General features: G+C 39.1%; 20 protein-coding genes. 4 read left to right on the forward strand and 16 right to left on the reverse strand.

Annotated features, from left to right (window positions below; translation table 11 throughout):
- Nucleotides 1-214: 214 nt before the first annotated feature.
- Nucleotides 215-1,633, reverse strand: a complete 1,419-nt coding sequence (locus FFM67_RS07370) for a glycoside hydrolase family 1 protein (RefSeq protein ID WP_137613929.1) — start codon at nucleotides 1,631-1,633, stop codon at nucleotides 215-217.
- Nucleotides 1,634-1,649: 16 nt separating this feature from the next.
- Nucleotides 1,650-2,960: a PTS sugar transporter subunit IIC gene (locus tag FFM67_RS07375; RefSeq protein ID WP_137613930.1), complete on the reverse strand. Its 1,311-nt coding sequence runs from the start codon at nucleotides 2,958-2,960 to the stop codon at nucleotides 1,650-1,652.
- A 222-nt stretch (nucleotides 2,961-3,182) separates the two neighbouring features.
- On the opposite strand from FFM67_RS07375, the gene FFM67_RS07380 reads away from it, so the two are divergent.
- Nucleotides 3,183-3,908, forward strand: coding sequence for a GntR family transcriptional regulator (locus tag FFM67_RS07380; protein ID WP_137613931.1), 726 nt, complete (start codon nucleotides 3,183-3,185; stop codon nucleotides 3,906-3,908).
- Nucleotides 3,909-4,413: 505 nt separating this feature from the next.
- Nucleotides 4,414-4,974 carry a hypothetical protein gene (locus FFM67_RS07385; protein WP_137613932.1) on the forward strand — a complete coding sequence of 187 codons (561 nt, stop codon included), beginning with the start codon at nucleotides 4,414-4,416 and terminating at the stop codon, nucleotides 4,972-4,974.
- 56 nt (nucleotides 4,975-5,030) lie between these two features.
- On the opposite strand, the gene FFM67_RS07390 is transcribed toward FFM67_RS07385, so the two are convergent.
- From FFM67_RS07390 to FFM67_RS07435, 10 genes are all read right to left on the reverse strand, one after another.
- Entirely contained in the window at nucleotides 5,031-6,026 is a 996-nt protein-coding gene (locus FFM67_RS07390) for an aldo/keto reductase (protein ID WP_137613933.1), read from the reverse strand.
- Nucleotides 6,027-6,184: 158 nt separating this feature from the next.
- On the reverse strand, nucleotides 6,185-6,904 hold the full coding sequence (locus tag FFM67_RS07395; protein ID WP_137613983.1) for an alpha/beta hydrolase: 720 nt from the start codon (nucleotides 6,902-6,904) through the stop codon (nucleotides 6,185-6,187).
- A gap of 352 nt (nucleotides 6,905-7,256) precedes the next feature.
- On the reverse strand, nucleotides 7,257-7,619 hold the full coding sequence (locus tag FFM67_RS07400) for an iron-sulfur cluster biosynthesis family protein (protein WP_137613934.1): 363 nt from the start codon (nucleotides 7,617-7,619) through the stop codon (nucleotides 7,257-7,259).
- Nucleotides 7,620-7,841: 222 nt separating this feature from the next.
- Nucleotides 7,842-8,498: an Asp23/Gls24 family envelope stress response protein gene (locus FFM67_RS07405; RefSeq protein ID WP_137613935.1), complete on the reverse strand. Its 657-nt coding sequence runs from the start codon at nucleotides 8,496-8,498 to the stop codon at nucleotides 7,842-7,844.
- Nucleotides 8,499-8,880: 382 nt separating this feature from the next.
- The gene (locus FFM67_RS07410; protein ID WP_137613936.1) at nucleotides 8,881-10,188 is read right to left on the reverse strand and encodes a glycosyltransferase family 2 protein; all 1,308 of its coding nucleotides are present in this window, start codon (nucleotides 10,186-10,188) and stop codon (nucleotides 8,881-8,883) included.
- Nucleotides 10,185-10,694 (reverse strand): cell division protein, encoded by a 510-nt coding sequence (locus tag FFM67_RS07415; protein ID WP_137613937.1) that lies wholly within the window; start codon nucleotides 10,692-10,694, stop codon nucleotides 10,185-10,187. Before FFM67_RS07415 ends, FFM67_RS07410 begins: the two co-directional genes overlap by 4 nt.
- A gap of 661 nt (nucleotides 10,695-11,355) precedes the next feature.
- Nucleotides 11,356-11,868 carry a YehS family protein gene (locus FFM67_RS07420; RefSeq protein ID WP_137613938.1) on the reverse strand — a complete coding sequence of 171 codons (513 nt, stop codon included), beginning with the start codon at nucleotides 11,866-11,868 and terminating at the stop codon, nucleotides 11,356-11,358.
- A gap of 88 nt (nucleotides 11,869-11,956) precedes the next feature.
- Nucleotides 11,957-13,951 carry a WxL domain-containing protein gene (locus tag FFM67_RS07425; RefSeq protein WP_137613939.1) on the reverse strand — a complete coding sequence of 665 codons (1,995 nt, stop codon included), beginning with the start codon at nucleotides 13,949-13,951 and terminating at the stop codon, nucleotides 11,957-11,959.
- A complete protein-coding gene (locus tag FFM67_RS07430; RefSeq protein WP_137613940.1) occupies nucleotides 13,951-14,988 on the reverse strand; it encodes a WxLIP family cell surface protein in 1,038 nt (345 codons plus the stop codon). Before FFM67_RS07430 ends, FFM67_RS07425 begins: the two co-directional genes overlap by 1 nt.
- A 120-nt stretch (nucleotides 14,989-15,108) precedes the next feature.
- The gene (locus FFM67_RS07435) at nucleotides 15,109-15,801 is read right to left on the reverse strand and encodes a WxL domain-containing protein (protein ID WP_137613941.1); all 693 of its coding nucleotides are present in this window, start codon (nucleotides 15,799-15,801) and stop codon (nucleotides 15,109-15,111) included.
- 284 nt (nucleotides 15,802-16,085) lie between these two features.
- Here FFM67_RS07435 and FFM67_RS07440 point away from each other — a divergent pair, with 284 nt between their 5' ends.
- Together FFM67_RS07440 and FFM67_RS07445 are read left to right on the forward strand one after the other, a co-directional pair.
- Nucleotides 16,086-17,012 carry a DUF916 domain-containing protein gene (locus FFM67_RS07440; protein WP_137613942.1) on the forward strand — a complete coding sequence of 309 codons (927 nt, stop codon included), beginning with the start codon at nucleotides 16,086-16,088 and terminating at the stop codon, nucleotides 17,010-17,012.
- Nucleotides 17,005-18,468: a helix-turn-helix domain-containing protein gene (locus tag FFM67_RS07445; RefSeq protein ID WP_137613943.1), complete on the forward strand. Its 1,464-nt coding sequence runs from the start codon at nucleotides 17,005-17,007 to the stop codon at nucleotides 18,466-18,468. The genes FFM67_RS07440 and FFM67_RS07445 overlap by 8 nt, the downstream gene beginning before the upstream one ends.
- Nucleotides 18,469-18,546: 78 nt before the next feature.
- Here the strand turns inward: FFM67_RS07445 and spx are convergent, their stop codons facing one another.
- From spx to FFM67_RS07465, 4 genes are all read right to left on the reverse strand, one after another.
- Complete coding sequence (spx, locus tag FFM67_RS07450) at nucleotides 18,547-18,972, reverse strand: transcriptional regulator Spx (protein WP_137613944.1); 426 nt, start codon at nucleotides 18,970-18,972, stop codon at nucleotides 18,547-18,549.
- Between the two features lie 890 nt (nucleotides 18,973-19,862).
- Nucleotides 19,863-21,167 carry an MATE family efflux transporter gene (locus tag FFM67_RS07455; protein WP_137613945.1) on the reverse strand — a complete coding sequence of 435 codons (1,305 nt, stop codon included), beginning with the start codon at nucleotides 21,165-21,167 and terminating at the stop codon, nucleotides 19,863-19,865.
- A 150-nt stretch (nucleotides 21,168-21,317) separates the two neighbouring features.
- Nucleotides 21,318-21,764: a GNAT family N-acetyltransferase gene (locus FFM67_RS07460; protein ID WP_137613946.1), complete on the reverse strand. Its 447-nt coding sequence runs from the start codon at nucleotides 21,762-21,764 to the stop codon at nucleotides 21,318-21,320.
- Nucleotides 21,765-21,915: 151 nt separating this feature from the next.
- A complete protein-coding gene (locus tag FFM67_RS07465) occupies nucleotides 21,916-23,580 on the reverse strand; it encodes a SpaH/EbpB family LPXTG-anchored major pilin (protein ID WP_137613947.1) in 1,665 nt (554 codons plus the stop codon).
- Between the last annotated feature and the right edge of the window lies 1 nt (nucleotide 23,581).

Consider the following 23,581-nt stretch of genomic DNA (forward strand, 5'->3'; position numbering starts at 1 on the left):
TTTTCTTAAACACTCAAGAAAAAAAGCAGAGAATATTCGTTGCATTTCTTGGTTACTCCTTTCTGAATTATTTGTTCTTTCACTATGGATTAACAACGGAAAGAAGAAAATAATTTAAAGATTAGAAAAATCTAATGAAGTTATTCTAAATAAAGAAGACGTTAAAAATGGACAACGGCCCAATTTTAACGTCTTTCTACATTTATTATTGTATTTATTTAAATTCTTCTACATTTGATAGAGACAACAAACGCTCGTCTACGAGTGAGCGATACCAATAAGCAGATTTTTTTAGACTTCGTGTTCGTTTTTCGTCTAACTCAATTCGTACCAAACCGTACCTATTTTTAAACGCATTCATCGGGGAAACACAATCTGTAAATGCCCATAGCATATAGCCTTCGCAAGTTGATCCGTCTTCAATCCCACGAAGCAACTGATACAGATGCTTTGAAATATACTCTATGCGATAATCGTCTTGCACGATGCCATCTTTATTTTTATACCGTTCCTCTTGTTCCCTTCCCATCCCATTCTCTGTGATCAGCCAAGGGATTGGGGGATAATTGGTCTTTAAGTACATTGATATATCGTACATGATTTCTGGATATATTTCCCATCCTCGGGAATTATTCATTTGTTTTCCAGGTAAATCAAATGATTCATAATAGCGTTCAGGATGGAATGGTGTTTCCTCATTCCATTGATAACGTGGGGCGCGAACACGTTTTGGATAGTACTGATTGATTCCTAAAAAATCGACTGTATTTGCTTTAATTGTCGCTAACTCTTTTTCTGTTGGATCAAAATAAATATCATGCTTTTGGCATAGTGCGATCAACTCTTTAGAATAAACACCTGTGATCATTGGATCAAAAAAGACTTTATTGAAAAATAAATCATAGATTTCCGCAGCTTTCTGATCTTCTGCCGAGCTTGATCGTGGATAAACCATTTCTGGATTCAAGATACAACCGATTCGTCCTGGCAAATCGAGCTGATGGTAGACTTCAACGGCTCTGGCAGTTGCCAACGCTTTATGGTAATTCCAGAGCATCCATTTTTTTGTATTTTGCTCATGCGGCCACCGTAACGCATCTAAGTAACAACGCGTCTGTACGACGATCGGTTCATTGAAGGTAAACCAGTGTTTCACTCGATCACCATAGCGTTCAAAAGCTATCTTGGCATACTTTACATACAATTCTAGGACTTTCTTAGAGGACCAACCATCATATTTATCCATCAAATATTTGGGAACTTCGTAATGTTCCAAACAAATCATTGGCTCAACACCAGCTTGGATTTGTTCATTGATCATATCATCAATATGTTTCGCATACTCTTCATCAACGTTCAATTCTTCGTAATCAGTGAAAAAACGTGACCAATTGATGGATGTTCGATAATGAGTTAAGTGAATCTCCTTCATCAATGCGATATCCTGAGTATAATTTTCATAGAAATTGGTTGCGACAGCTGGTCCATATCCTTCATGCCAAACAAATTTCTCATTTTTATACCAACTATCAATAAAGGAATCTTGACCTTCTTTTTTTCCCTTCCACCCTTCAGTCTGCCAAGCAGAAGACGCGGCTCCTATCACAAAATTCTCTGGAATAGCTATTTTCATTATTATCCTCCTAAAATTAAGCAACCTCGTTTGTTGCGCGATTTGAAACTTTTACAAATGGTAAATAAATCAAAATTGAAACAATGATACAAACGATTTGCGTAATCACAGCTCCTATGTCCCCCGCGGTCGCTAAGTATGCATTTACGATCGGCGGCATCGGCCATGGCACCATGACGACGGCCTTTGCAGCAAATCCTAATGACGTTGCAATATAGCCGATCGTTCCGGTAATCAAAGGAGTAAGGATGAATGGAATGGCCAAAATTGGATTGAGCATAATCGGCATTCCAAAAATAACCGGTTCATTGATGTTAAAAAGGCCTGGTGCAAATGACAGCTTGGTAATTTCCCGCATATCGTCCCTTTTTCCGACAAGAAAAATCGCAATCAAAAGTCCGATTGTAACACCTGATCCTCCCATACTCATATACATATCCCAAAAAGGCATGGTAATAATATTGGGAATCTCTTTTCCTGCTTCAAATGCCTCAGTGTTCACTGCAATAGCTGCTAACAGTAAGGGTTCGCGAACCGGCTTGACCATTTGATTTCCATGGATACCGATCACCCAAAAAACTTGAGCAATGAACATTAACAATAAGATTCCGGGAAGTCCTTGGACGATCCCTTCTAACGGACGTTGAACAATATTGTAAATAATATCATAGGCGTACATGCCGGTTAATGCTTTGATAATAAAGCCAACCGTCGTAATAATAGAAACTGTCAAGATTGTTGGGAACAAAGCCGAAAAACTTTCAGACACATTGGACGGCACAGTATCCGGCATTTTTAATTTCAGACGCTCTTGCCTACCCAGCCAGCAATAAAGCTCAATAGATGCAATCGCAACGAACATCCCTAAGAAAAGCCCTTTAGTATCGGTATATTGCTTAGCTAAAACATTCTCAGCAATAACCTTAACATTTTCCGTATTTACAAATTCATAGACGAAAGGGTTAACTGATAGATAACTCATTACTGCAATAATACCGGGAAATATGCCTTTTACATGATTTAACTTGGCTAACTCGATACCGATCAAAAATACTGCGTAAATGGTCAAAAAGCTCAAAGTCACATAACTAATTGCCGATGAGATTGGTTTGAGTTCAGCAAGAAAGCTCAATGCCGATATCTTGGCTAAACCATTTTCATTATCGAAAACCATCGCTGAAAATAAGGTGCCAAATGCTCCTGTGATGATGACTGGTATCAGCGATGCGAAAGCGTTCTTAATAACCATAATGTAACGAAGTGAATTGACTTTTGTCGCAAATCTTCCAAGAACATCAGTCAGTTTACCCATGAATCCATTATTCATAATACTCCTCCTCTTAAATCAAATAAGCTGCTAACACTAGTTTCCAAATATGATATAATTCTTATACAAATTGCTTATAACCACAGATAAAACCTTTTCAGCAACCGGTTATATTGCTAATTTAAAACAATTTATAGAATTTGTAAACCTGACTGAATTTTTCAACAAAAATTGGAAACTTTGACCTTTTCAAATTTTTTAACTGATAAGGAGAATAAAAAAATGGCCTATTATCAAGAAATCGCAAGCGATTTGAAGAAAAAGATTATTGATGGCATCTATCCTAAGGAAACTCGCTTACCCAATCAGGCAGACTTAGCTGAAATATATGGCACTAGCCGCGTCACTATCCAAAAAGCCCTAAAACATTTACAGATTGAAGGATTCATCGAAAGCAGACAAGGTTCAGGCTCTTATGTAAAAGGTCCTGAATCCCTCTATGATTATGACGCCAGTATTTATGGTGGTATGACCAAAAAATTGGGACATCTGGGACAACTCGATAGTAAAATTATTTCTTTTAGCGTTGGATTTCCTAATGAAAAGGAACAAGAAAAGCTTAGAATTAATAAAAATGAACCTATTTATGATATTATTCGCCTTCGAATGTTAGATGGCGAACCGTTAGCGCTAGAGTATACAATCATGCCTGTCTTGTTAATTCCAAGACTTACTGAAGAAATCCTAAAAAAATCTATTTATCAATATATTCAAGAAAAACTCCATTTGAATTTTGGTCAATCGCATCGCCGAATCAAAGCCGATAAACCCGATCACTACGATGTTGAATATCTCGAATGTCAAAAAGACGATCCCGTGTTGGAGATTGAACAGACCGTCTATTTAGAAAATGATCTACCCTTTGAATATTCACAGACTCGTCACCGCTATGACAAAGGAGATATCACTGTCGTAAATAAATCCAGTAGACATAATTATCAGTTGTAAAGATTTTTCTTAACAACTTGGTTTCTGCAGCAAAAAAACTGTCTTCTTGCTTAGTTCGCATGAAAGACAGATCTTCTTATTTTTTGACTATTATTTTAATGATAAACATTACTGGTTCGATTGTTCTATCAATTCTAAGATGACTCCGTTTGGCAATTCCAGCCAGTTCATCCCTTTTGACAATCCTTTAAGATTAAAAAACATGCATCTTTTTTAAAATCGTTGGTACATATCGGACGGCAATGCCAATGTGAGCCATCCGGCTTTGGCTATTTCTTTGTTCATGAATAAGCTGAATAACCCCATCTAACCAAAGTTGTTTTAGTTCTCCTTTGATTTCTTGGCGCTTCTGCTTCTGTGATACCACCGGTCAATAGAACCGTTATGATTTGATCGAATGGATCGCCACACAAAGCTGAAGTAAAGAAGTCATCTCTTCTTTACAGATCACTCGTGTTTCGTTATAATCTGGGAATTGATCACTACTTGAAAGAAGGATTTAAAAATGAAACTGATCGAATACGGATTATTGCTGTTTCTAGCATTTCGTTTGTCGATGCATGCGTTTGAATTTAAAAAAAGCTCACGCCTAGAATTATTGAGTATTCCCGTCTACTCACTGATCATGTTCTTAGTGACTATGACTTGGACGCAAGAAAACCTTATTACCGCGATTATTTTGATCTTAGTCGCTGGTTGGATTGGTTGGTTTCAAGCGTCAAAATCAGAGATCAAAGTCACAGAAGAACTCGATCGCTATCAACGCCCGATTATCCTGATTAAAAAGGGGCTGCCTTACCTCTTAGGCTGGCTAGCGATTTTTATTTTAGGGATCGTGATGCATGGGCTTCATCACTCAGCTATTACGGTTAGTGCTATTTTTTCTGAATTTGGTCATGAACTCTTAAAAGACATCTCACTTTTCAGTCGCTTCAATAGTAAAGATAGTTGGTATATCTGGGCAATTTCTGGTGTTTCCAGCATGACCTTCACCTATTGTCTTGAACAGAAGGAAGACAGACTAAAAGAAATCTTGCATCAAAAGCCAAAAAGACGACAAAAATAAAGCAGCTTATCAGAAATCGTCCAATGACGTCTGATAAGCTGCTTTCTCTTTATTCATTATTTCTTCTTTGCTAAGATCCGATCGATTGCTGCTAATTCATCGGCAGTAAATTCCAAGTTATCCAGTGCTTTGATATTATTTTCCAACTGACTTAACTTAGACGCACCAACTAAAACACTAATGACGGCTTTTTGCTGTTGATTCCAAGCAATCGCCATTTGGGCTAAAGACTGTCCCCGTTTTTGTGCAATCTCATTTAATTCACGGACGATCGACAACGTTCCTTCAACATTTTCTTCATTCAAGAATTGAATCTCTGAACGATGGGCCCGAGAATCTTCTGGGATGCCGTCTAAATAACGATCTGTCAACAAGCCTTGAGCCAAAGGACTGAAAACAATCGCACCAAGTTTTTCTTCTTCTAATACGTCAGTCAAGCCATCTTCAATCCAACGATCAAACATATTATAACGCGGCTGATGGATAATGAACGGTGTTTTTAATTCCTTGAAGATTTTCGAGATTTCAGCTGTCCGCTGTGCATCGTAATTTGAAATCCCAATGTATAACGCTTTGCCTTGACGCACCAGCAAATCCAAAGCTCCCGCCGTTTCTTCTAACGGTGTATCATAATCTGGACGGTGATGATAAAAAATATCCACGTATTCCAAGCCCATCCGTTTCAGACTTTGATCGCAACTGGCGATAATATTTTTCTTTGAACCCCATTCGCCATAAGGCCCCGGCCACATATAATAACCTGCTTTGGAAGAAATAATCAATTCATCGCGATACGGTTTCAAATCTTGTGCCATGATCCGACCAAAATTTTCTTCCGCGGCTCCGGCGGGCGGACCATAATTATTCGCCAAATCAATGTGAGTAATCCCACGATCAAAGGCTCCTAAAACAATCTCCCGTTGTTTTTCAAAATAATCGTATCCGCCAAAATTATTCCACAATCCTAGAGAAATTGCTGGTAATTTTAAGCCAGAATTCCCTACACGGTTGTACTTCATTGTTTCATATCTTTTTTCATCTGCTACGTACATCATAACCCTTCTCTCTTATCAGTTTTTACTTTAAAAGGTGAAATGAGAACCCTTTCTTAAGTTTACAACCGATTCCTTTTTCAAACAAGCGTTAGTCCCTTAGAAAAAAGTTCATCTCAGAATTTTATGTCCATTACAGATTGATTCGGTGCTTAAAATTATTGTACTTCCATCTCCAACCACTTCACCAAACATTCTGCCACTTGCCTATTTTGATCAGTGATCGTCGATTTCCCATCGCCTTTTTGCGCACCGTAAGAACCAAACCCGGCATGATTCCCCCCACGAATTTCTTGATATTCAGTATCTGTTGGCAAATACTGCTTCGCCTTTCGATAGGCTTCAGGATTCAATACGTGATCGTTTCCAGCAGTCAGTGACAGGACCGGTACTTTTGTATCTTTCAAACTGCCCTTCTCATCAGGATAACTAGCTAAAAAGAAAACCCCAGCTAATTTTTTCGGATGCTCCTCGGCAAAACGACTAGCCATAACACCACCTAATGAATGCCCGCCAATCACATACGGCCGATCGGGGTGATCAGTCAAAATTTGACTGCCGCGATTCGGTGCCAAGAGCGCCAAATCCAACGGCATTTTCACGATATAGACCGGATAACCCGCTTCAGAAATTTCCTCCGCCCAAGGGCTGTAACTGCCGGAATCAACTAAAGCGCCGGGATAAAAAATAATCATTGGTTTGGTTTTGTCATTGGACGGAAAATAAAGCCAATCACTAGTACTTTCCGCTTTTTTTGCAATTTGTTGAGCATTTTCAGTTGGCACATGGCTCTGGGTTTTCAGATAAATGATTCCTCCAAAGATGACCAATACTATCGCAACCATTATCGCTAGCAGAAGCTTTTTCCACTTTTTCAGAGCCATCATTCCTTTCTATTGTTTAATAGATCATTTCTAACCACAGACTGCCTTTTGAGGAACGCCAAGAGCAAATCAATCAGTTTATACTGTTTGTTTCATCAAGTAGTCAGCTTACAAAACTGGCTTAACCCGTGTCCTATTTGCACTATTTAGGGAGTCTAATCCCATTTTTTGACTCACAAATACCACTCGGATACTTGCCTATACTCATCTATGATATCCTATCGTCACACGGATAATGAACCTTGTAGAATACTTCAAACAACTTCCATTTTCTGTAATGCCGTGGTTGTTGATTCTACATCTCAAAAAGGACTCTTATTCTGCCAAGAGTCGCAATCTGGCAGTATTACACTTCATAGATTTCTACTGAATTGGCAATCATCCCGGTGTTTTCTCCCTTCAATTGCAATCGCATATAATTAGAATCAAAAATTAGGCGGGTATGTTCGTCTAAGTACCTCTTCGAACTTTCTTTCAAATAAATATCCCCTATCGATGTATTTAGGATCGCTTGATAATTAGAAAAATCTACTGTTGCTTCTTCCGCTTCGTGCAATAAAAATAAGCGGAAGGAAACATCGAGGGCACAACTTACTGCATTCAATTCCAGAGGACTATCACCATCTTCAAAATCTAGCACTATTTTTTGAACATTAGGGACCTTCTTCTCTATGTATTCCTTCGCTTCTTTTGAAATAATTAGTTCCATCGTTGATCACTTCTTTTCTAAAACTTCAAATTAAATTTTGCCCGTCAATATAAAAAAGCATATAAAAATTACGTGTTTTAAGCAATGAATTGAGCTGAATAGTCTACTTAATGAAAAATCGTTCATCCCTTCAAACAAAAAACCAGGACAATAGTCGATACTATCCTCCTGGTTTCCTGTTTGCCTAAGTATTCAAACATTTTAAATGAAGACCGAGCTACTTTATTGGACTTCTGGTTTTGACTCATCTTTCAGTTTATCTGCTTGGTTGCTCATCGCAGCTTTTGCTTTGTCAGTCTGCTTAGAGGCGAACTCTCCTGTTGTTTTAGCGGCGTCCGTCACTTTGTCTTGAACAGTTTCGCTATCTTTCTCGAATTCTTCTTTGGTTTTGATGTCTGTAACATTGACATTTACCTCAATAACATCTAGGTGAGTCATGTCTGCGACTTCTTTGCTAGCAATCTGCTTAATTTGGCTAAAGATTTTCTCAATATCTTTCCCATATTCCGCGACAATATTCATGTCAACAGCCACTTGTTTCTTTCCGACTTCTGTTTCGATACCGGCTGAATCATTGTCTGTATTCACTAGTTTTTCAGCAGTATTTGAGAAGAAGCCCCCATCGATCGTCAACAAGCCCTCAACATCTTCCAAAGCGATCCCAATAATTTTTTGAATTACTTTGTCATCATAAGTCACTTCACCATTGGTCGTATCCTTGTTTTCGTGATCTTCTGTCTTTGCCTCTTGTTTGTGATTGTCCGCTGAGTTGTTAGTGGGCTGCTGGTGGTCCGCTTTCACTTTTTCCTCCGCATTCGGTGCAACCGGGTCGAGATGTGCGCTGGTGGACGTTTTGTTTTTGTCATTGTTATTTTCCATGATAGAGCCTCCTATTGTTTTAACATAATCACTTTGTTGGTCCTAAAAAGCTGTTAAGTTCGTCTTAAAAAAATTTGACTTTTAAACGACTTGTTTCTTAGAAAAAGTAGCTTTTTCAAACCTCCTATATATTAAGGATAGGACGCATTGTTTTTTTAAGCAAAAAATATGCTTAAAATAATTAAAATAAATTACGAAAACAGACAATAACCTTTATCCCATTTAAAACAAGCGCATCAATCAATTTATGGCCTACTCATTTTATTAAGACAACAGATTCGCTCGGTTGTTTTTTTATTGGCAGCTAGTTCAATACTGAAAAGACCCTCGTTTTCAATACCATCGTCTCCTTTTGACAGCCTCTACTTATTCAACTTTTGCATTAATCTCGTTTTTGTCGCTCCGGACTTTTCCATGTTCCACTACCAAATCCTAAGATCGTCTTCACCGCTGGTATAAAAGTGGTGACAATCGTCAAGGCGTTCAGCATCCAATAAAACAGCATGTACAATGGTGCGAACAAGATGTATTTGAGTTTTCTGGCCCGATCGTCAGCGATTAATGAAGCCACTAACTGAAATGTCCCGGAGATCATTTCAAAGCAAACAAACAAGAAGGATAGCGTGATCATGTGGTAGATCCGTTCATAATTTCCCTCAATTAGGAATCGAATAAGCGCCCCTGCGAACAAAATGGAAGAAATCCAAAAAAAGAAGGACCAAATGATACTGAAGGTCTGATCGATAAACATGATCGTTCGTCCAATATTTCGAAAAGGGTGCAAAAAAACCTTTTTAAAATTGGTCAGCCAAACTTCTGTCCCACCTTTTGCCCAACGTTTTCTTTGACGATACAACATTTTCAAATTCTCTGGAACTTCCATAAAGAACATGATTCGCGGAGCAAATAACGAAGCCCAGCCATCCAACTGGTGGTCCCAGGCAATACTTATATCTTCTGTTGCTCGATCTTGGCGAAACAATCCCACATCAATCAACGCGTCTTTGCGGTACATCGTATTGGCACCACTGTACGCATAGATTCCGCCAAGTACGCCCATTTGGGTTCGTTTAATAATGCCTACAATACTGGAAAACTCCACCGTCTGAGACTTTGCGATCAGCTTTGTCCGGTTTTGCACATCCATATTGGCAGTGACCGCTGAAATATTCCGCGCATCTTTTCGAATAAAGAAATTCACGTAATAATTCAAGGCCTCTGGTTCGGGAACGGTATCTGCATCGTTGCTAAGGATTAATTCTCCTTTTGCAAAGGCTACGCCGATATCAAAAGCATGGGCCTTGCCCTTATTTTTTTCAATCCGGATAACTCGCAAATTTTCATATTGATTGGACAAACGGCGCAAAATTGCTGGTGTTTCATCTGTGGAACCATCGTCCGTTACCAATACTTCATAATTCGAGTAATTCAGTTGATTCATTAAATAATCGATCGTCTTTTCAATCACAATTTCCTCATTATGGGCAGGAACCATAATCGTGATAAAGGGTTCGATTTCTTCGGGGATCTCGATCCACTCTTTTTGACGATAATTGAACAGCAGTGAGTAGCACAGTTCCCCGATAAACCAAGCAAAACCACCTAAGATTGGATAGGCAATCAAGATTAGGAACAGAATTGAGAGAATCATATCCAGCGTGGTGTTGCCCGTGTGCGTAAATTGAATCATAGCGACACCTCATTTTTTTTATACAATTCCTTGAAAAAATCCTTATCAAGATTCTGTTCTTCAGAAACAGAATAATAGTTTACGGTGTGCCGAATTTCTTTGGAAGCAAAACGTTCATCATAGGCTTCGTTCAACAGTTTTCGCCGTTTTTCCAGCCTTTCTTCATCAAAGAGTACATTCTTTTGGAGAAAATTTTTGAATCGGTAATTGTTCCAAATGGTCAAGCCACTATATAAAATCAAAATCAAAACAAAACTTATTGATAAAAAAATCAGCAGAAACCTTAACGTCTGAAATTCCTCTACATAGGTATAGAAAGAATACTTTTGGGCAAATTCTGGAAAAACAAGAGGCAGTAAGAGCCATGCAAACGGCAACATGACACCCATCCAGCCAAGTATAGCAACCAATGTTTGGCGAAGCTTAAGGAAAAAATGTCCCTTCGTAAAATAATCATCCGAAATCAATAATTTGGAAACGTCGGCTCGCTTTATCTGCTTTTTCATTCGATTTATTCCTCTCTGGTTTACGTTAAGCATACTGAAGATCCCGTTAAAAATGGACCAAATAGATCTTTTTTTATAAATTATTCAGTTAATCATAACGATAATTTCGTTTTGTGTACATAATTTGGCATAAAAAAACTGACAAACTAAACCTCATAGGCAGTCAGGATTTACTTATTCATATTTAACGGCTTAGCCAGCAGCCACCTCTGGCCTTTTTCTTGCCGAGGCGTTCCATTTCAACGCCGAAGAGAGGGGCTAGATTTATTCCTAACTTGAAAAAATGAACAAAAAAATACCCCAGCAAAAAATTTGCTAAGGGTAGTTAACATGTATTATATACTTTGATCATATGCCTTCATCAGGACCTAAAATCTGGGGACTGCGCCTTGTTCACATCCGTGTTTCCTTAAACACTCAGAAAATCTATTGAAAAGTACTGATCCAGTGAGCTACTCGCATCTTCTCTCACCAAACAAGGATCTTCTTAAACTTAGTATAATTACTTTTTTCATTGTGTTTCATTTTCAAAGTCTTAGTAAGCTTTAAAACGCTTGGCAACCAAGAGTTGTTATTAATAGGTTCTCGCGTAAAAATAGGATTCCTATACTGAGGTAGAAAAATACTTTTTAACAGCTTCCTTGAGTCCCAATTTCGATCATTACTCCTCGCGATAACAGATCGTCAAGCCTTTTAAGAAATTACGAGCATATTTATCCCCACACGGTTTGAAATTACGATGACCTTCTTTTCTGAGAATAGCACCCAGCTCACCTTTTGAAGGATAGACCCCCGCTTCTGCCATGATATCCAGCATATCATCACTAGTTAATTGCAAGGCGATCTTGACCTTTTTCAACAAAAGATTGTTAATATGGCGGATTTGATTGCTTTTTAATTGGGGCGCTTCGGTCGGTTTATTTTTTTGTGGACCGCGTTTCAAAATGATAAAGCCGTTCAAAAAGCTATCGAAGACTTGATTATTGATTGGTTTTACGTACGTATTTTTTTCGAATTCGTCTTTCTCTTCTACTTGATTCGTGATTTTTTTCAACATGTCTTTTTCTTCTTCTTTGGTAACAGTCACTCCGCCTAATTCAAAAGCTTTAACGATATCGGTATCTTTGATATCTAAGGCGTAGCGCAGACGTAGTAATAGATCGTTATTATTCATAGATTCCTCCACTTTTCTGATTGTTCTACTATAACACAAAAACAGACTAGCACCTCATTCTTTCAAAGGTCGGAGCTAGTCTTTATTATTATTGTGGCGCATTGGATAAGGTCCAACGCAGAGTCGCTTGATAAGCGCCCGTTTCTACTTGCTTAGCGTCGGTGATACTCAACTTTGTCTCAGATGCTAGGCTTTCACTGACTGAATGATTCAAATTAGGCTTGTCAGTTTTATCGAACGTCAACTTACCATCAGAAGTTACGGTGCCATTCAAAAGCCCTTGTGCTCCTTGAGCGGAAACAAAGCTGATTTTCCCAGCGATCGGCTTTTTACCATTCGAAAAATCACTTAGAGCAACCGATAAACTCCATGGTGTTTTGCCATCCGTCGGAAAGCGCTCATCGGTAATCTTGAGGCGTTCATTGTTTTCACTGACCAACTGAAAGGTTGGATCTTGACTAAATTGTGACAGGCCTTTATTTCCAAAGTGTAGATTGGGCACTTGATCCAGTGTTAAGTAGCCACTAACGGTCACCGCTATTTTGGTGAAAATTTCTTTCTGCCCTGGGATTCTGATTGTAATCACATGTTTCCCAACGGATAAGTCTTGTAAATCCAAGCCTTCCAAAATAGGAATTTCACTAAAAACGCCTTGATCATTGTCTACTTCAACATCCGTTCCATCATAGTCAGTGGTGACAATCATTAATCTGATCGGTTGGCCTTTAAAGATCTTCATTTCATCGCCGACTGTATTCCCATCCTCTGTAGTTAAATGAATCGTAGGCACATGAGGTGTTTCAGGTCCTGGAGGTCTAGTTCCCGGCCAATTACTTATATCAAATTGATTCTCATTCGCCATATTTATGTTCAGCTCTGATTGAATCTCCATGTCGCCCCCAGCCACGTAGCTAGAGTGCATCACATCCGGTCCAGCATTGCTTACGAGAATATTGCCTGTAGGAACAAGCAGTGACCCATAAAACTTTGAGGCGATGATTGATACTTGGCTCGCCTTTGGAAAGGAGTGAATGATATGATTTCCTAACTCCTTGATTGTCGTATCTCCAGTCACAGTTAAGTGGTTGTTCCATCCCCAAGTAAAAGTTCCTGTAGTCTGCCAATTGAAAATTAAATACGGCAATGGCCGAGAAGCTGCACCTTTGTACGTGATTTCAAGTTCATCGTCTGCTTGTACGAGATTCATATCCAAGAGAATGACTGGCACCGTCGAACCCGTGTAACCGCTAAGGTCGAGGGTAATTTGGTGGATCGTCTTGGCTCTGGTTGGATCTTTGACGATCTTTTGACTCGCTTTAATCGTTGCATCCGAAACGGCGACACCTTTATCACGAGTGAGACGTTGATAACTAGAACTGATGCTGGTCAAATTATTTTGCGTTGCTAGCTGCCAATGTTCAGCAGTAATTCCATTAGCTTGGAAAGCTTGTAGTTGATCAGCAGTATGAACTGCTTTTTTCGAACTAGGAATTTTTGCTGCACCATTTTTCGCAATCAGTTTTTGATTCGGAAATGTATTCGTTTGGGCGAGATTATTAGCTAATATTTCATTGATTGTATTGGCCACCACTGTCACATTTTCCTTCGGCTCACTCGTTAATTTTAAACCACCCGTTGTTAAATTACTGCCGAAATAGGTCGGCCAACTATTTTTTCCATTAATCGAATTGGCGCCCATATAACCAGTCACATTTTGCTGACCAATCGTCAAAGTCCCCCCAGCAAATGCTGTAAACTCGGTCCCGACGCCTAAAGGATAGCTGGATAATTCTTGGGGATTAAAGACGCTTGCTTCATTAGCTACTGCTTTTGGGGCAGAATTAATCGCTTTTTTTGGTTTATTCACGGCAGAATCCGTATCAGTTTGGCTCGACGACTGGCTTATGTCCACCGAATCAGACTGTGAGAGTTCCTGCGACGGACTGCTTTGCGTGGAGGAAGACATGGCTGCCGTCGTTTGAACTGTCTTTTCATCACTAGAAATTGCTTGAGCCGTAGACGCAAGTAGATTGCCACCTAGTATTAGGAAAAGCAAGAGGGCGACCGTATGCTTTCTATTCATTACGCCTCATCCTTTTCTTGTTTGCCTTTTTTACGACCTAATAAGAAAACGAATAGGAATAAAATAATTAAGACCAAAATGCCAATAATGACATATAACCACAGATTGCTTGATTGTTTCGACGTATCAACCGCTTTTTCATTTACTGCTTGAGCTTCCAATTTCGCAATACTGAAATCTCGTTCGAACTTCCATTCTTGTGTGCCAGAAGTTGCCACTAAAGACAAGTGATATTCCCCAGCTTCAAGCTGCTCCTTCTGCCAATCAATGGCGAAATCATAATTAGAGTTTGGTGCCATTTCTTGATTGTCCCTCTTCGTTTCTTTAAAAACGTTGTCGTCACCTTTTTTATAAATTTTGGCATCCACTGTCATAGAACCAAAAGCTTGTGGTTCGATATTTTGCAAATTAGCCAAGACCGCAGTGTGTTCATTCGACAAGCCAGCTCTGACAGCATTTAATTTTAATTTTGGTGTAATATTTTGATCAGGATTTTCGGTCAAAGCTACTCCTAAAACTAACGAGTAGTTATTTTTCACCGTCAGCATTTGTCCTTCATTAGATGACGAATCAGCGCTATCATCAGATCGTTTCTCTGCATAAAAACCGCCCATGATCGTCCCAGAAAAAGCTTCCTTAGGTGCCGTTAGAGTAAATTTGACATCTTTCGTTTCATTGGCTGCCAACGCTACGTCTTGCGGACTGGAAACAAGTTCGGTTATTACATACTTGGCCGTGGTGTCCCGTTTTGCATCATGGTCACTATAATCAATTTGACCATTAGCATTAGTCACTGCCGGATTGGGTGAAATCCTGATTTTAATGGCTTGATTTTCTAAATTCTTCACTCGTAATGTAAGTTCTTGGCTTTGATCAGGGGCAATCTTAAGATTAAAATAGCTAGCATCACCAATTTGGTTTTCTGGTTGAACGGCATCCATCGTAAAACCAGCGCCGGCTGCTTCAGCTGAAACAGTTGACCAGAGCCCGATTATTATCAAAAAAGCAGTGGCGATGACAAATCCTATTTTTTTCATACACTTTTCTCCCCTTTATCCATTCGCTCATTTTTTATCTTAGTAAATAATAATCCATTTTACAAAAAAACGAACGCCTAAAGCGTTCGATTCCTGAAACTTTTTACAAGCTTCTACCACTTATTTGGCTGGATCAGTATCTGGTGTATTTGCTAAAGTCCAGTTCACATCTGCTTGGTAAGTGCCTGCAACGATCGTTTTATTTGATCCGGCCGCAATGGTTAATTTACCATTGGTAACACCAAAATTATTCGTAAACGTCCCAGTACCGGTAGCCGCATTAATCAACGTAGTCCCCTGATCATTCACAACTGTTTCCTTAGGTGCACTCGTCGCGACTCCATCTGTTTCATCCCCAGAAGGTGCTAACGTCATCGTCACGCCGGCGATTTTTTTACTGCTATCAGCCAAGTTGGTGAAATCACTTCTTGATACAGATAATTTCCAACCAGCATTTGTTCCGCGGTAGTCAGAAACAGTAATTTTTTGATTGGCATTTCCATCTTTAGAGGTATTTGAAAGTTTTCCATTGAATAACTTCAATTTAACTTCTTTTGAAAAGTCAGCAACCTTTGGATTTGTACCGTTATCGTTAGTAAAATGCAAATCAGGCACTTGGTCTAACCGTAATTGACCAGGATCAATAGCAAATTCAGCTTTTGAATTGGCAGAAACGGGATTTTCCGTTGCGTCATAACCCGCCCCCGGGGTCCCTGCGCTGATCGTTTCAGCGGCAAAACTATGGGTACTTGCTAAACCTAGTGAAGCTAGGACAATAGTTGAAGTCATAAGAGTGGCTAACATTTTTTTCATAAAAAACTCCTCCTTAACATTTCATGTATTGATTTATCATTTTCATGAAATGCCTATGTAAATTATCTTTAATACATACTGATTATAAGTTTTCTACCACCAATATCAATGGAATAGCTCGCTGTCTTTATCCTTCAAAAAACCTATCGTATTGCGGTATCAACCTTCTTTCATATTTATAAAATGGATTTATCTAAATATGAAACTAAAATTATCTTTTCACTTTAATAACGTCCTTTGTTATACTCAAAACAGCAGAAATACTCGTCACGGAGGAGTCACTAGTGAAAAAAATATTTTTTTTAGTGCTGAGTTTCATTCTTTTATTTATTTCCTCATCAAGCATCCAAGCGGCGACCGTTGGATTTGGTGCATCGCCAGTTTTTCCTGAGAACCAAATTAGCGATGCTTCTTACTTTGATTTGCACGTACAAAAAGGCCAGCAGCAAACCCTCTATATAATAGTAGAAAACCTTGAAAATCAGCCGAAAACGTTAGAGATCACCCCAACCACCGCCTTCACGAATGCGACCGGGCAGATCGAATACAGCCCTAGTAATCATAAGCCCACCAGCGGTCCAAACTTTAAAGCGCTCGTCTCTGGACCTCAGACTATTCACTTACAAGGCAAGGAGAAAAAGCAAGTTGCTTTTCAATTAACGATCCCTAAAAAAAGATTTTCCGGCAGTTTATTGGGCGGCTTTCAAATTCTGGATCAGAATGCCCATACCAGCGACGGCCTCCAACAGGAATTGGCCTACGTCATCGGTGCGATCCTGCAAGAGGATAAGGCATTACCCGCTCCCCAACTGAATGTAAAAAGCGTCACGTCAGTTAAGGAACATTTAGCTGTAAAACTAGTCAACACTTCCGGTCGATTGATTAGTCATTACCAATTAGCAGGCGACCTTCGCTCCATAGCGGGATCCAAAAAAAACCTGATAGATCAGATCATCAGCATTGCACCTCATGATTCATTTACGTTGCAGCTACCAACCAAAAAAAAGCCCACCAGTGGACTTTATGCCCTCAAGCTGACAATCAAAGGAGATAAAGATTTCTCTTTTGATCACTGGGTCTATCTGCATCAGCAGAATGATCAGCTGAAAATTTACGAGCTCGCACGTTGGCCATTTATCTTAATATCGGCCTTGATACTCGGGCTATTGATTCTTTTTATTGGAAAAAAAAAGGAGAAGCGTCATGTTTGAAGAAATCGTCTTTGATTCAGTCACTCAAATAAAATTTAGGATTTTTAAAAATCTCGCGGGACAAACGACTGGAATCTATTCTTACCGTGACCTCGCCACCCAGACTCAGCTTTCCTATCAACAGTATTACAAGCTCTTGCAGGAACTAGATCATGATTTATTAGCGTCGAGACTGATCGAAACTTCCTTAATCATACCGAATATCGGAATCTCCACTGAAAAACTGACACTTTCGATTGATAAGTACCGACTTCATCTATTAAAATCAAGTCTTCCTTTCCAATTTATGCAAGCATTACTTTTGAAACCGACACTTGGTTTGGAAAATTTCTTGCAGCAAAATTATAGTAGCCGTGCTACTATCAGCCGCAAAATGCAGCCGATGATCCACTACTTAGCCAAATACCAGCTCAAGATCAACTTTCAAAAATTCCGACTAGAAGGGAATGAGATTGCCATCCGTCTGGCTTTCTTTTATCTTTTTTGGTTAGGCTACCGCAATTTGTTTTGGCCCTTCACTGTTACCGAAGAAAGAGCAGCAACTTATGGCGAGCTTTTCTTACAGGATTCACCTTTGAATCGGGACTTTGTCAGTCGTTTGGAAACATCGATTTATTCCGGTGTGGCTCTCACCCGCATGTTCCAACAGCAATTTGCTAAGTACGAGCCAGACTTAAATTTTATGTTGGAAGACAATCCTGAATACGATCTGCATGTATTTGAAAATACCTTTGACCTTTCACCAGAACATTCTAAGGGGGAGCTGGCCTCGATTTATTTTCTGATGAATTTTATTCCGATCTACGAAGATCCTACCGATCCCGCACTAGAAAAAAGCATTCAGACCTTTACTAGAAAAGCCAATCCAGTCTGGAATTTAGTAGAAAGTTTCCGCTGTTTTGTTATCGATGAATTGCATGTGCGTATGAACACTGGAACAAAAAAAATAATGATGGCCAATTTAGCCAACATCATTCTCGCCTTCTACATTTTTCGTGGTCCGTTTCCAAATTTACCCGCTTTAGTCAAGTATCCTGAAGCAAAATCAACGGAGAGCTTACAACTTGAAGAGAAGATCAAGCAATTCTTAAAGGCACTTTTGAAACGAGAAGAATTTTCAGCCTTTCGTCCATCAGAAAAATACTTAGTCCAGATCTTGCGTTCTGGCATCTCACCTTTTTATTATCAGGTAACTAAGAATCACCCACTGAAAGTCGGCGTTATGGTGGAGTCTAATCAATTACTCGTCAAACGGTTGATGGACTTTTTAGCGGATATCAATTTTGTGGAAGTAGCGCTTTATCGCAGTGAGACCACCTATGATTTTCTGATCACTACCTTTTCCGAACCAGCCGCTGAAATTCCGGTCTACTATTGGGACTTTCACGTCGGCTATCAAAACCTTTCTTCATTATATGTAGCTTTACGTAATATGTATACCGAAAAAAATCGGTAGCTTCACTATAGTAATAAAAAAAACAGGTACCATCTTCGATTCTTGAAGGTAGCACTTGTTTGTTTTTTATCTCACCTACTAGGCAAGGCTTTGTTTTTCTAAATCTAAATAAATCAAAATCTTAGACATCTCTTTAGAAGTCAGACGTCTGACCTCACGAGGAATAAATTGATGAATCTCATCTTGATTGTACCCTACTTGTAAATGACGCTCGTCTAAAATAATTGGCCTGCGTAATAACGTTGGGTGTTTTTCAATCAACTCAACCAGCTCATTGAAAGATAATTCATCAAAATCAATATTAAGTTTTTCATAGACCTTAGAACGAGTCGAGATAATCTCATCCGTCCCTGTCTCCGTCAAGCAAAGGATTTCCTTGATTTCTTCTTTATTCAAGGGACGAGAAAAAATATTTCTTTCCTCAAATGGAAGTTCTTGTTCGATTAACCATGATTTTGCTTTACGGCAAGAAGTACAACTCGGAGAAGTATACAATTTAATCATCTGCTAAACACCTTTCTTTAACTTTTTATTTTTTGTTAATCTCAGCTAACTTATATATCAACCATACAACATTCTTTCCTTTTTGTTAAATGGATCCAGATCAAAAATGACTAAAAAAATACTTTTTAGCGACAATTGTAATTTTTTATATAACTTTCCAACAGAATCATTCTAAACAAAGAATTGAACTACATTTAACGTCAATATACTGATTAACGCAATTTTTACACTTTGATCTATACCAGTTAGATAACAATTTGTATCCTGTCAGTTGTTTTTTAATCAATAAAGTCTTTACTAGTGTAAAAAATGATTGAATACTATTTTTAAGCTATTTTCGTAAATTAGTCTCAGGAATACCGCTAAAAAATGTGTGTTAAAAAGGAAAGTTAGCCCTTTTAAAAATAGCCATCACTAGTTGATGAGTGAAACTTGAACATAAAAATGCTCAATCACTTTTGATGATTGAGCGAAAAACTTGCTTTCTCCAATTGTTGCAACAAACGTCTTTAAATCAAGTTCGGCTGGATAAATTATACGAAAATCTTCTGGTGCAAATCCATCAAAATCAAAATAGCTCCTACTTCTTAAATGTTATTTTACCCAGTATGAGCAGCTGACCAAAGAATTCCTAAATTGCCGTCATATTGACTATTAAAATAGTCAAAAGGCCGCTGGAAGATCGATCAATTGCCACCGATAAGGCCTTTTCTAAACCCTTCGTTGTTTCTGCTAATTATTACAAAAACAGCCTGCTACTCTATTTTCAACAACAGTTACTTTAATCTTTCGCTAAACCATGACCGCATGTTTTGATCATTCCAGCAATCTCATAGGTACTCAAAAAAAGCACTCTGAAACTGACGATTTCGCCCTTCAGAGTACTACTTTCATGTTTCCACATTCAGTTTTGAAGCGTTAATGGCCGCTTTTTGATACTTCCGCAAAAAGAAAAATGAAACAAATAACGTAAGTCCTTCAGTTATCGGCAAGCTGATCCAAGCTCCTGTCAGACCCCAAAGCGCGGCTAAAATAATCACCAACGGAACCAACAAAAAATAGCCGCGGAACAAAGACAGCGCAAAGGCTTGTTTAGCGTGACCAATCGCCGAAAAGAAGATACTGAATACCACATTTAACGATGAACCAAACAACGAGATAAAAAAGATTGGAATCCCGTAAGCAGCTAATTGAATCAGCTGCGGGTCATTTTCACTATTGAAGGCAGCAATGATTGGGTATTTTAGGAAAAATAGAATCAAATAGAATATTACTGCCATAATGAAACTAGTTTTTAAACCAAAGATCAAATTTTTTTGAATCGTCAAGGGTTCCTTTTTATTCGCGGCACGACTAATCACTGGCTGAATTCCTTGAGCTACTCCGGTAAATAACGACAAGGCAACAACTAGAATATTCGCCAGCACTCCATAAGCCGCGATCACGATATCCCCGCCTAATCCAAGCAACACTTGATTGAAAACTAAGATGCTGACACCAGTGCTCATCTCCGCCAAAAACGAAGATAGCCCTAATTGAATACTCTTAGTCACTGTTTTTAGTTGTGGTTTCACCCAGCTCAACGACAACTGCCGCTTTGAAAAATTGCGATGAGTACTTAAAATAGCCAGACTAAGAACCGGGGACAACACCGTAGCAAGTGCAGCACCTGCCATGCCCATATCCAATGGGAAAATGAAAATATAATCAAAGATAATATTAAAAATACTAGATAAAAGCATTGCTTTCATTGCTAGTTGCGGATTTTGATCATTTCGAACAAAGGCCAGACACAAATTATTCAAGATAAAAAAGGGTGCCATTGTCAAAATAAAGCGCATATAAAGCGTCGTCAAGTCCACGGTTGCACCGCTAGCTCCTAATGCGAGCGCAAACGGACGACTGAAAAAGATTCCCAGCGCTGTAAAAAGCAGCCCAATGAAGCCCCCAACAATCACTAACTGTGAAAAGTAGTTGACGCTTCGTCCTTTCAACGCAAACAAGGTTGCGCCCCCCATTCCTAACAGTAAACCAATCCCTGTCAACAAATTAAACAGTGGTAGGGCGATATTTAGCGCCGCCAATCCTAAAACCCCAACACCATTGGCGATAAAAAAAGTATCCGCCAAAATATACAGCGACAATCCCAACGTACTTAAGACACTTTTCGTCACATAACCTTTGATTTCATCCATACAAATTCCTCCAAAAAAAAGAGCATCCTACCCTCCAATGGCCTATGGGGTAGGCTGCTGCTCAAAACAAAACCCGGCGATTTTGTTAAAAGTTCTTCATAATTTTATTTCATTCTAGCAACAAATAGATAAAAAGGCAATCCTCAAGAATTAACTCTCTAAATACAGGATTCGTTCGCCGTTTTCCGGATCATCTTGCTGACTGTCAATGAATCCGAAACGTTGATAATAAGGAATAATTTTTTTGTTTTCATCATGAACACTCAAATAAATTCGTGCAATCTGGTATTGTTGCTTCATATGCGTGATCAGTATAGGCAAAAACAAACTGCCATATCCCTCGCCTTGAAATTCAGCCCCGATCATAAATCGATCCAGCCACATTTCTTTGCCTTTCTTCGCGCCAATCATCGCAAACCCAACGATCGTTCTTTCGTGATAAAGTGCTAAGGGATGCCATTGAAGCGAGGAATCATAGGCCGCTTCTAATAACGATTGGTCATTACTTTCGATGAAGCTATGTTGGTTTGGTGAAACAGAAAGCGCGACGACTTCCCGCCAATTTGATTCGTCTACCGCTTTGATAGATACGTTCACTGCTTGCCCCTCCATTCATGGTTTCTTACTCACCCTATCAAACGCCACTATAATTTTCAATAATTAAACGATTCCACTGATTATTTAATCTCCGAACTGTTGGCACAAAAACAGGATGAGTCTCCTCATCCTGTTTAATCAATTACTCTTTCTATGCTGCGGTGTGTTGTACTTTACGATAGCGGAAGTATGCGAATGTCATTAATCCTAATCCGACTACTAGAAACGCTAAGATCCCTGTTCCACCAGTAGAGGGCAAGAAGCCGCCTTTAGAAACGTTTGGGACGTCGTATTCCAGTGCTTTTTCCGAATAAGATCCCGCTTCAATTTTAAATGCTTTGTCTTCTGTCAACAACTGGAAACCATGAGGGGCTTTTGTTTCTTTTAACTTGTAATCCCCTGCTGCTAGACCTGTCACTTCAAATTTTCCGTCGACCCCAGAAACAAATTCTTTCGCGTCGCCAATTGTAGTTGTCCAACTCGGTGCGTTCGTGTTACTCGCTTGTTTCAAGTATTCTTTAGCTGTTGTGCCATTGTCGTCTACTTCTCTGTAAATAACAAATATCGCACCTTGCAATCCTTGATCTGTTTTTCCTGCTTCATGTTTGAAGAACTTCGCTCCACCAGTTGCAATCCCAGGAACTTCTTTGTCGTTCTCCCGATTGTCTTCTTGACCACCACTGTGTTCCATGTTGACTAAAAAATCATTTTCGACTTTCACATCAACTTGTGTTTCTTTCGTAAATGATACCCCGTAAACCACTTCCATTTTTTGACCGGCATATTGTTTTAAAAATTCTGCAGTTGCTTTTGATTCATTGAATTTCGTTGCATTGCCATTGCTTTTTTCATCGTTCAATTTCGCTGCCAAAGTGAATCCTGCCTTATCCGCATAAGGATCGGCCGTGTTTACTTCAGTTAACGTCATTTTATCCATGAATGCCGTTTTAGCCGCACCGGTTAACTCAGTACCTCCGATAATAATTTTTGAAATACCTTCAAATTTCAATCCAGTCACTGATACTTCATCTTTAAGTTGGAATTTTGTATAACGTGTTTGATCGATCCCCGTTGCGCCAACATCATGTAATATTTCACCAATTTGACTTGGAATTGCAAATGATGCTTTGTAGCTAATAACTTTACCGATATCGTAAATATAGTAGCCATCTGAAGGTACTGGTAAAGCTTCGCCAGCGTCATCTAACAAATCTTTTTTAGGATTTTCTTTGTCAGTTAGTTTATTTTTCGGGTACAAATGAATGTCTTCAATTTCAGTTGTTCCATCTGTGTCCATTGCTGGTAAAACCAATAACGTTGGATAACCTGCATAATCCGTATACCCTGCAGGAATGTCTTCTTTAAAGAAGTATACTTTGTAAATTCCTCCATCCGTACGTTTTGGTAACGTACCAAAAGTTACATTTCCATTATCGTCGGTAACTCCCGAAGCTGCAGCAGGTGTTGCCGCAGGTGCATCCGATAATTTGAAAGCAGCGACTACCTCTTTTATCGCTTTTTTATAATCAGATTCTGTTTTTAACTTATTGTCTAAGGCTTTATAAAAATCTTCAGTAACATCATAAGGTGTAAACGTTACCCCCTTCAGTCCTTGAAAATGATCGAATAAATTATTGACCTTTCCATCATTTTGGATTGCGGTTGGAAATTCATCCATTTTCTTCTTATGCAACGTCACACTGACTGTCTCCCCAGCTGCGGAAGCTTCATTACCAAAACCGACGAATCCCGCAATCAATGACCCCACACATAACAGCGCCATGATAAAACTTATAACTTTCCCTCTATTCTTCATT

This window comes from Enterococcus viikkiensis, assembly GCF_005405345.1.
In the GTDB taxonomy this organism is placed as follows: Bacteria; Bacillota; Bacilli; order Lactobacillales; family Enterococcaceae; genus Enterococcus_A; species Enterococcus_A viikkiensis.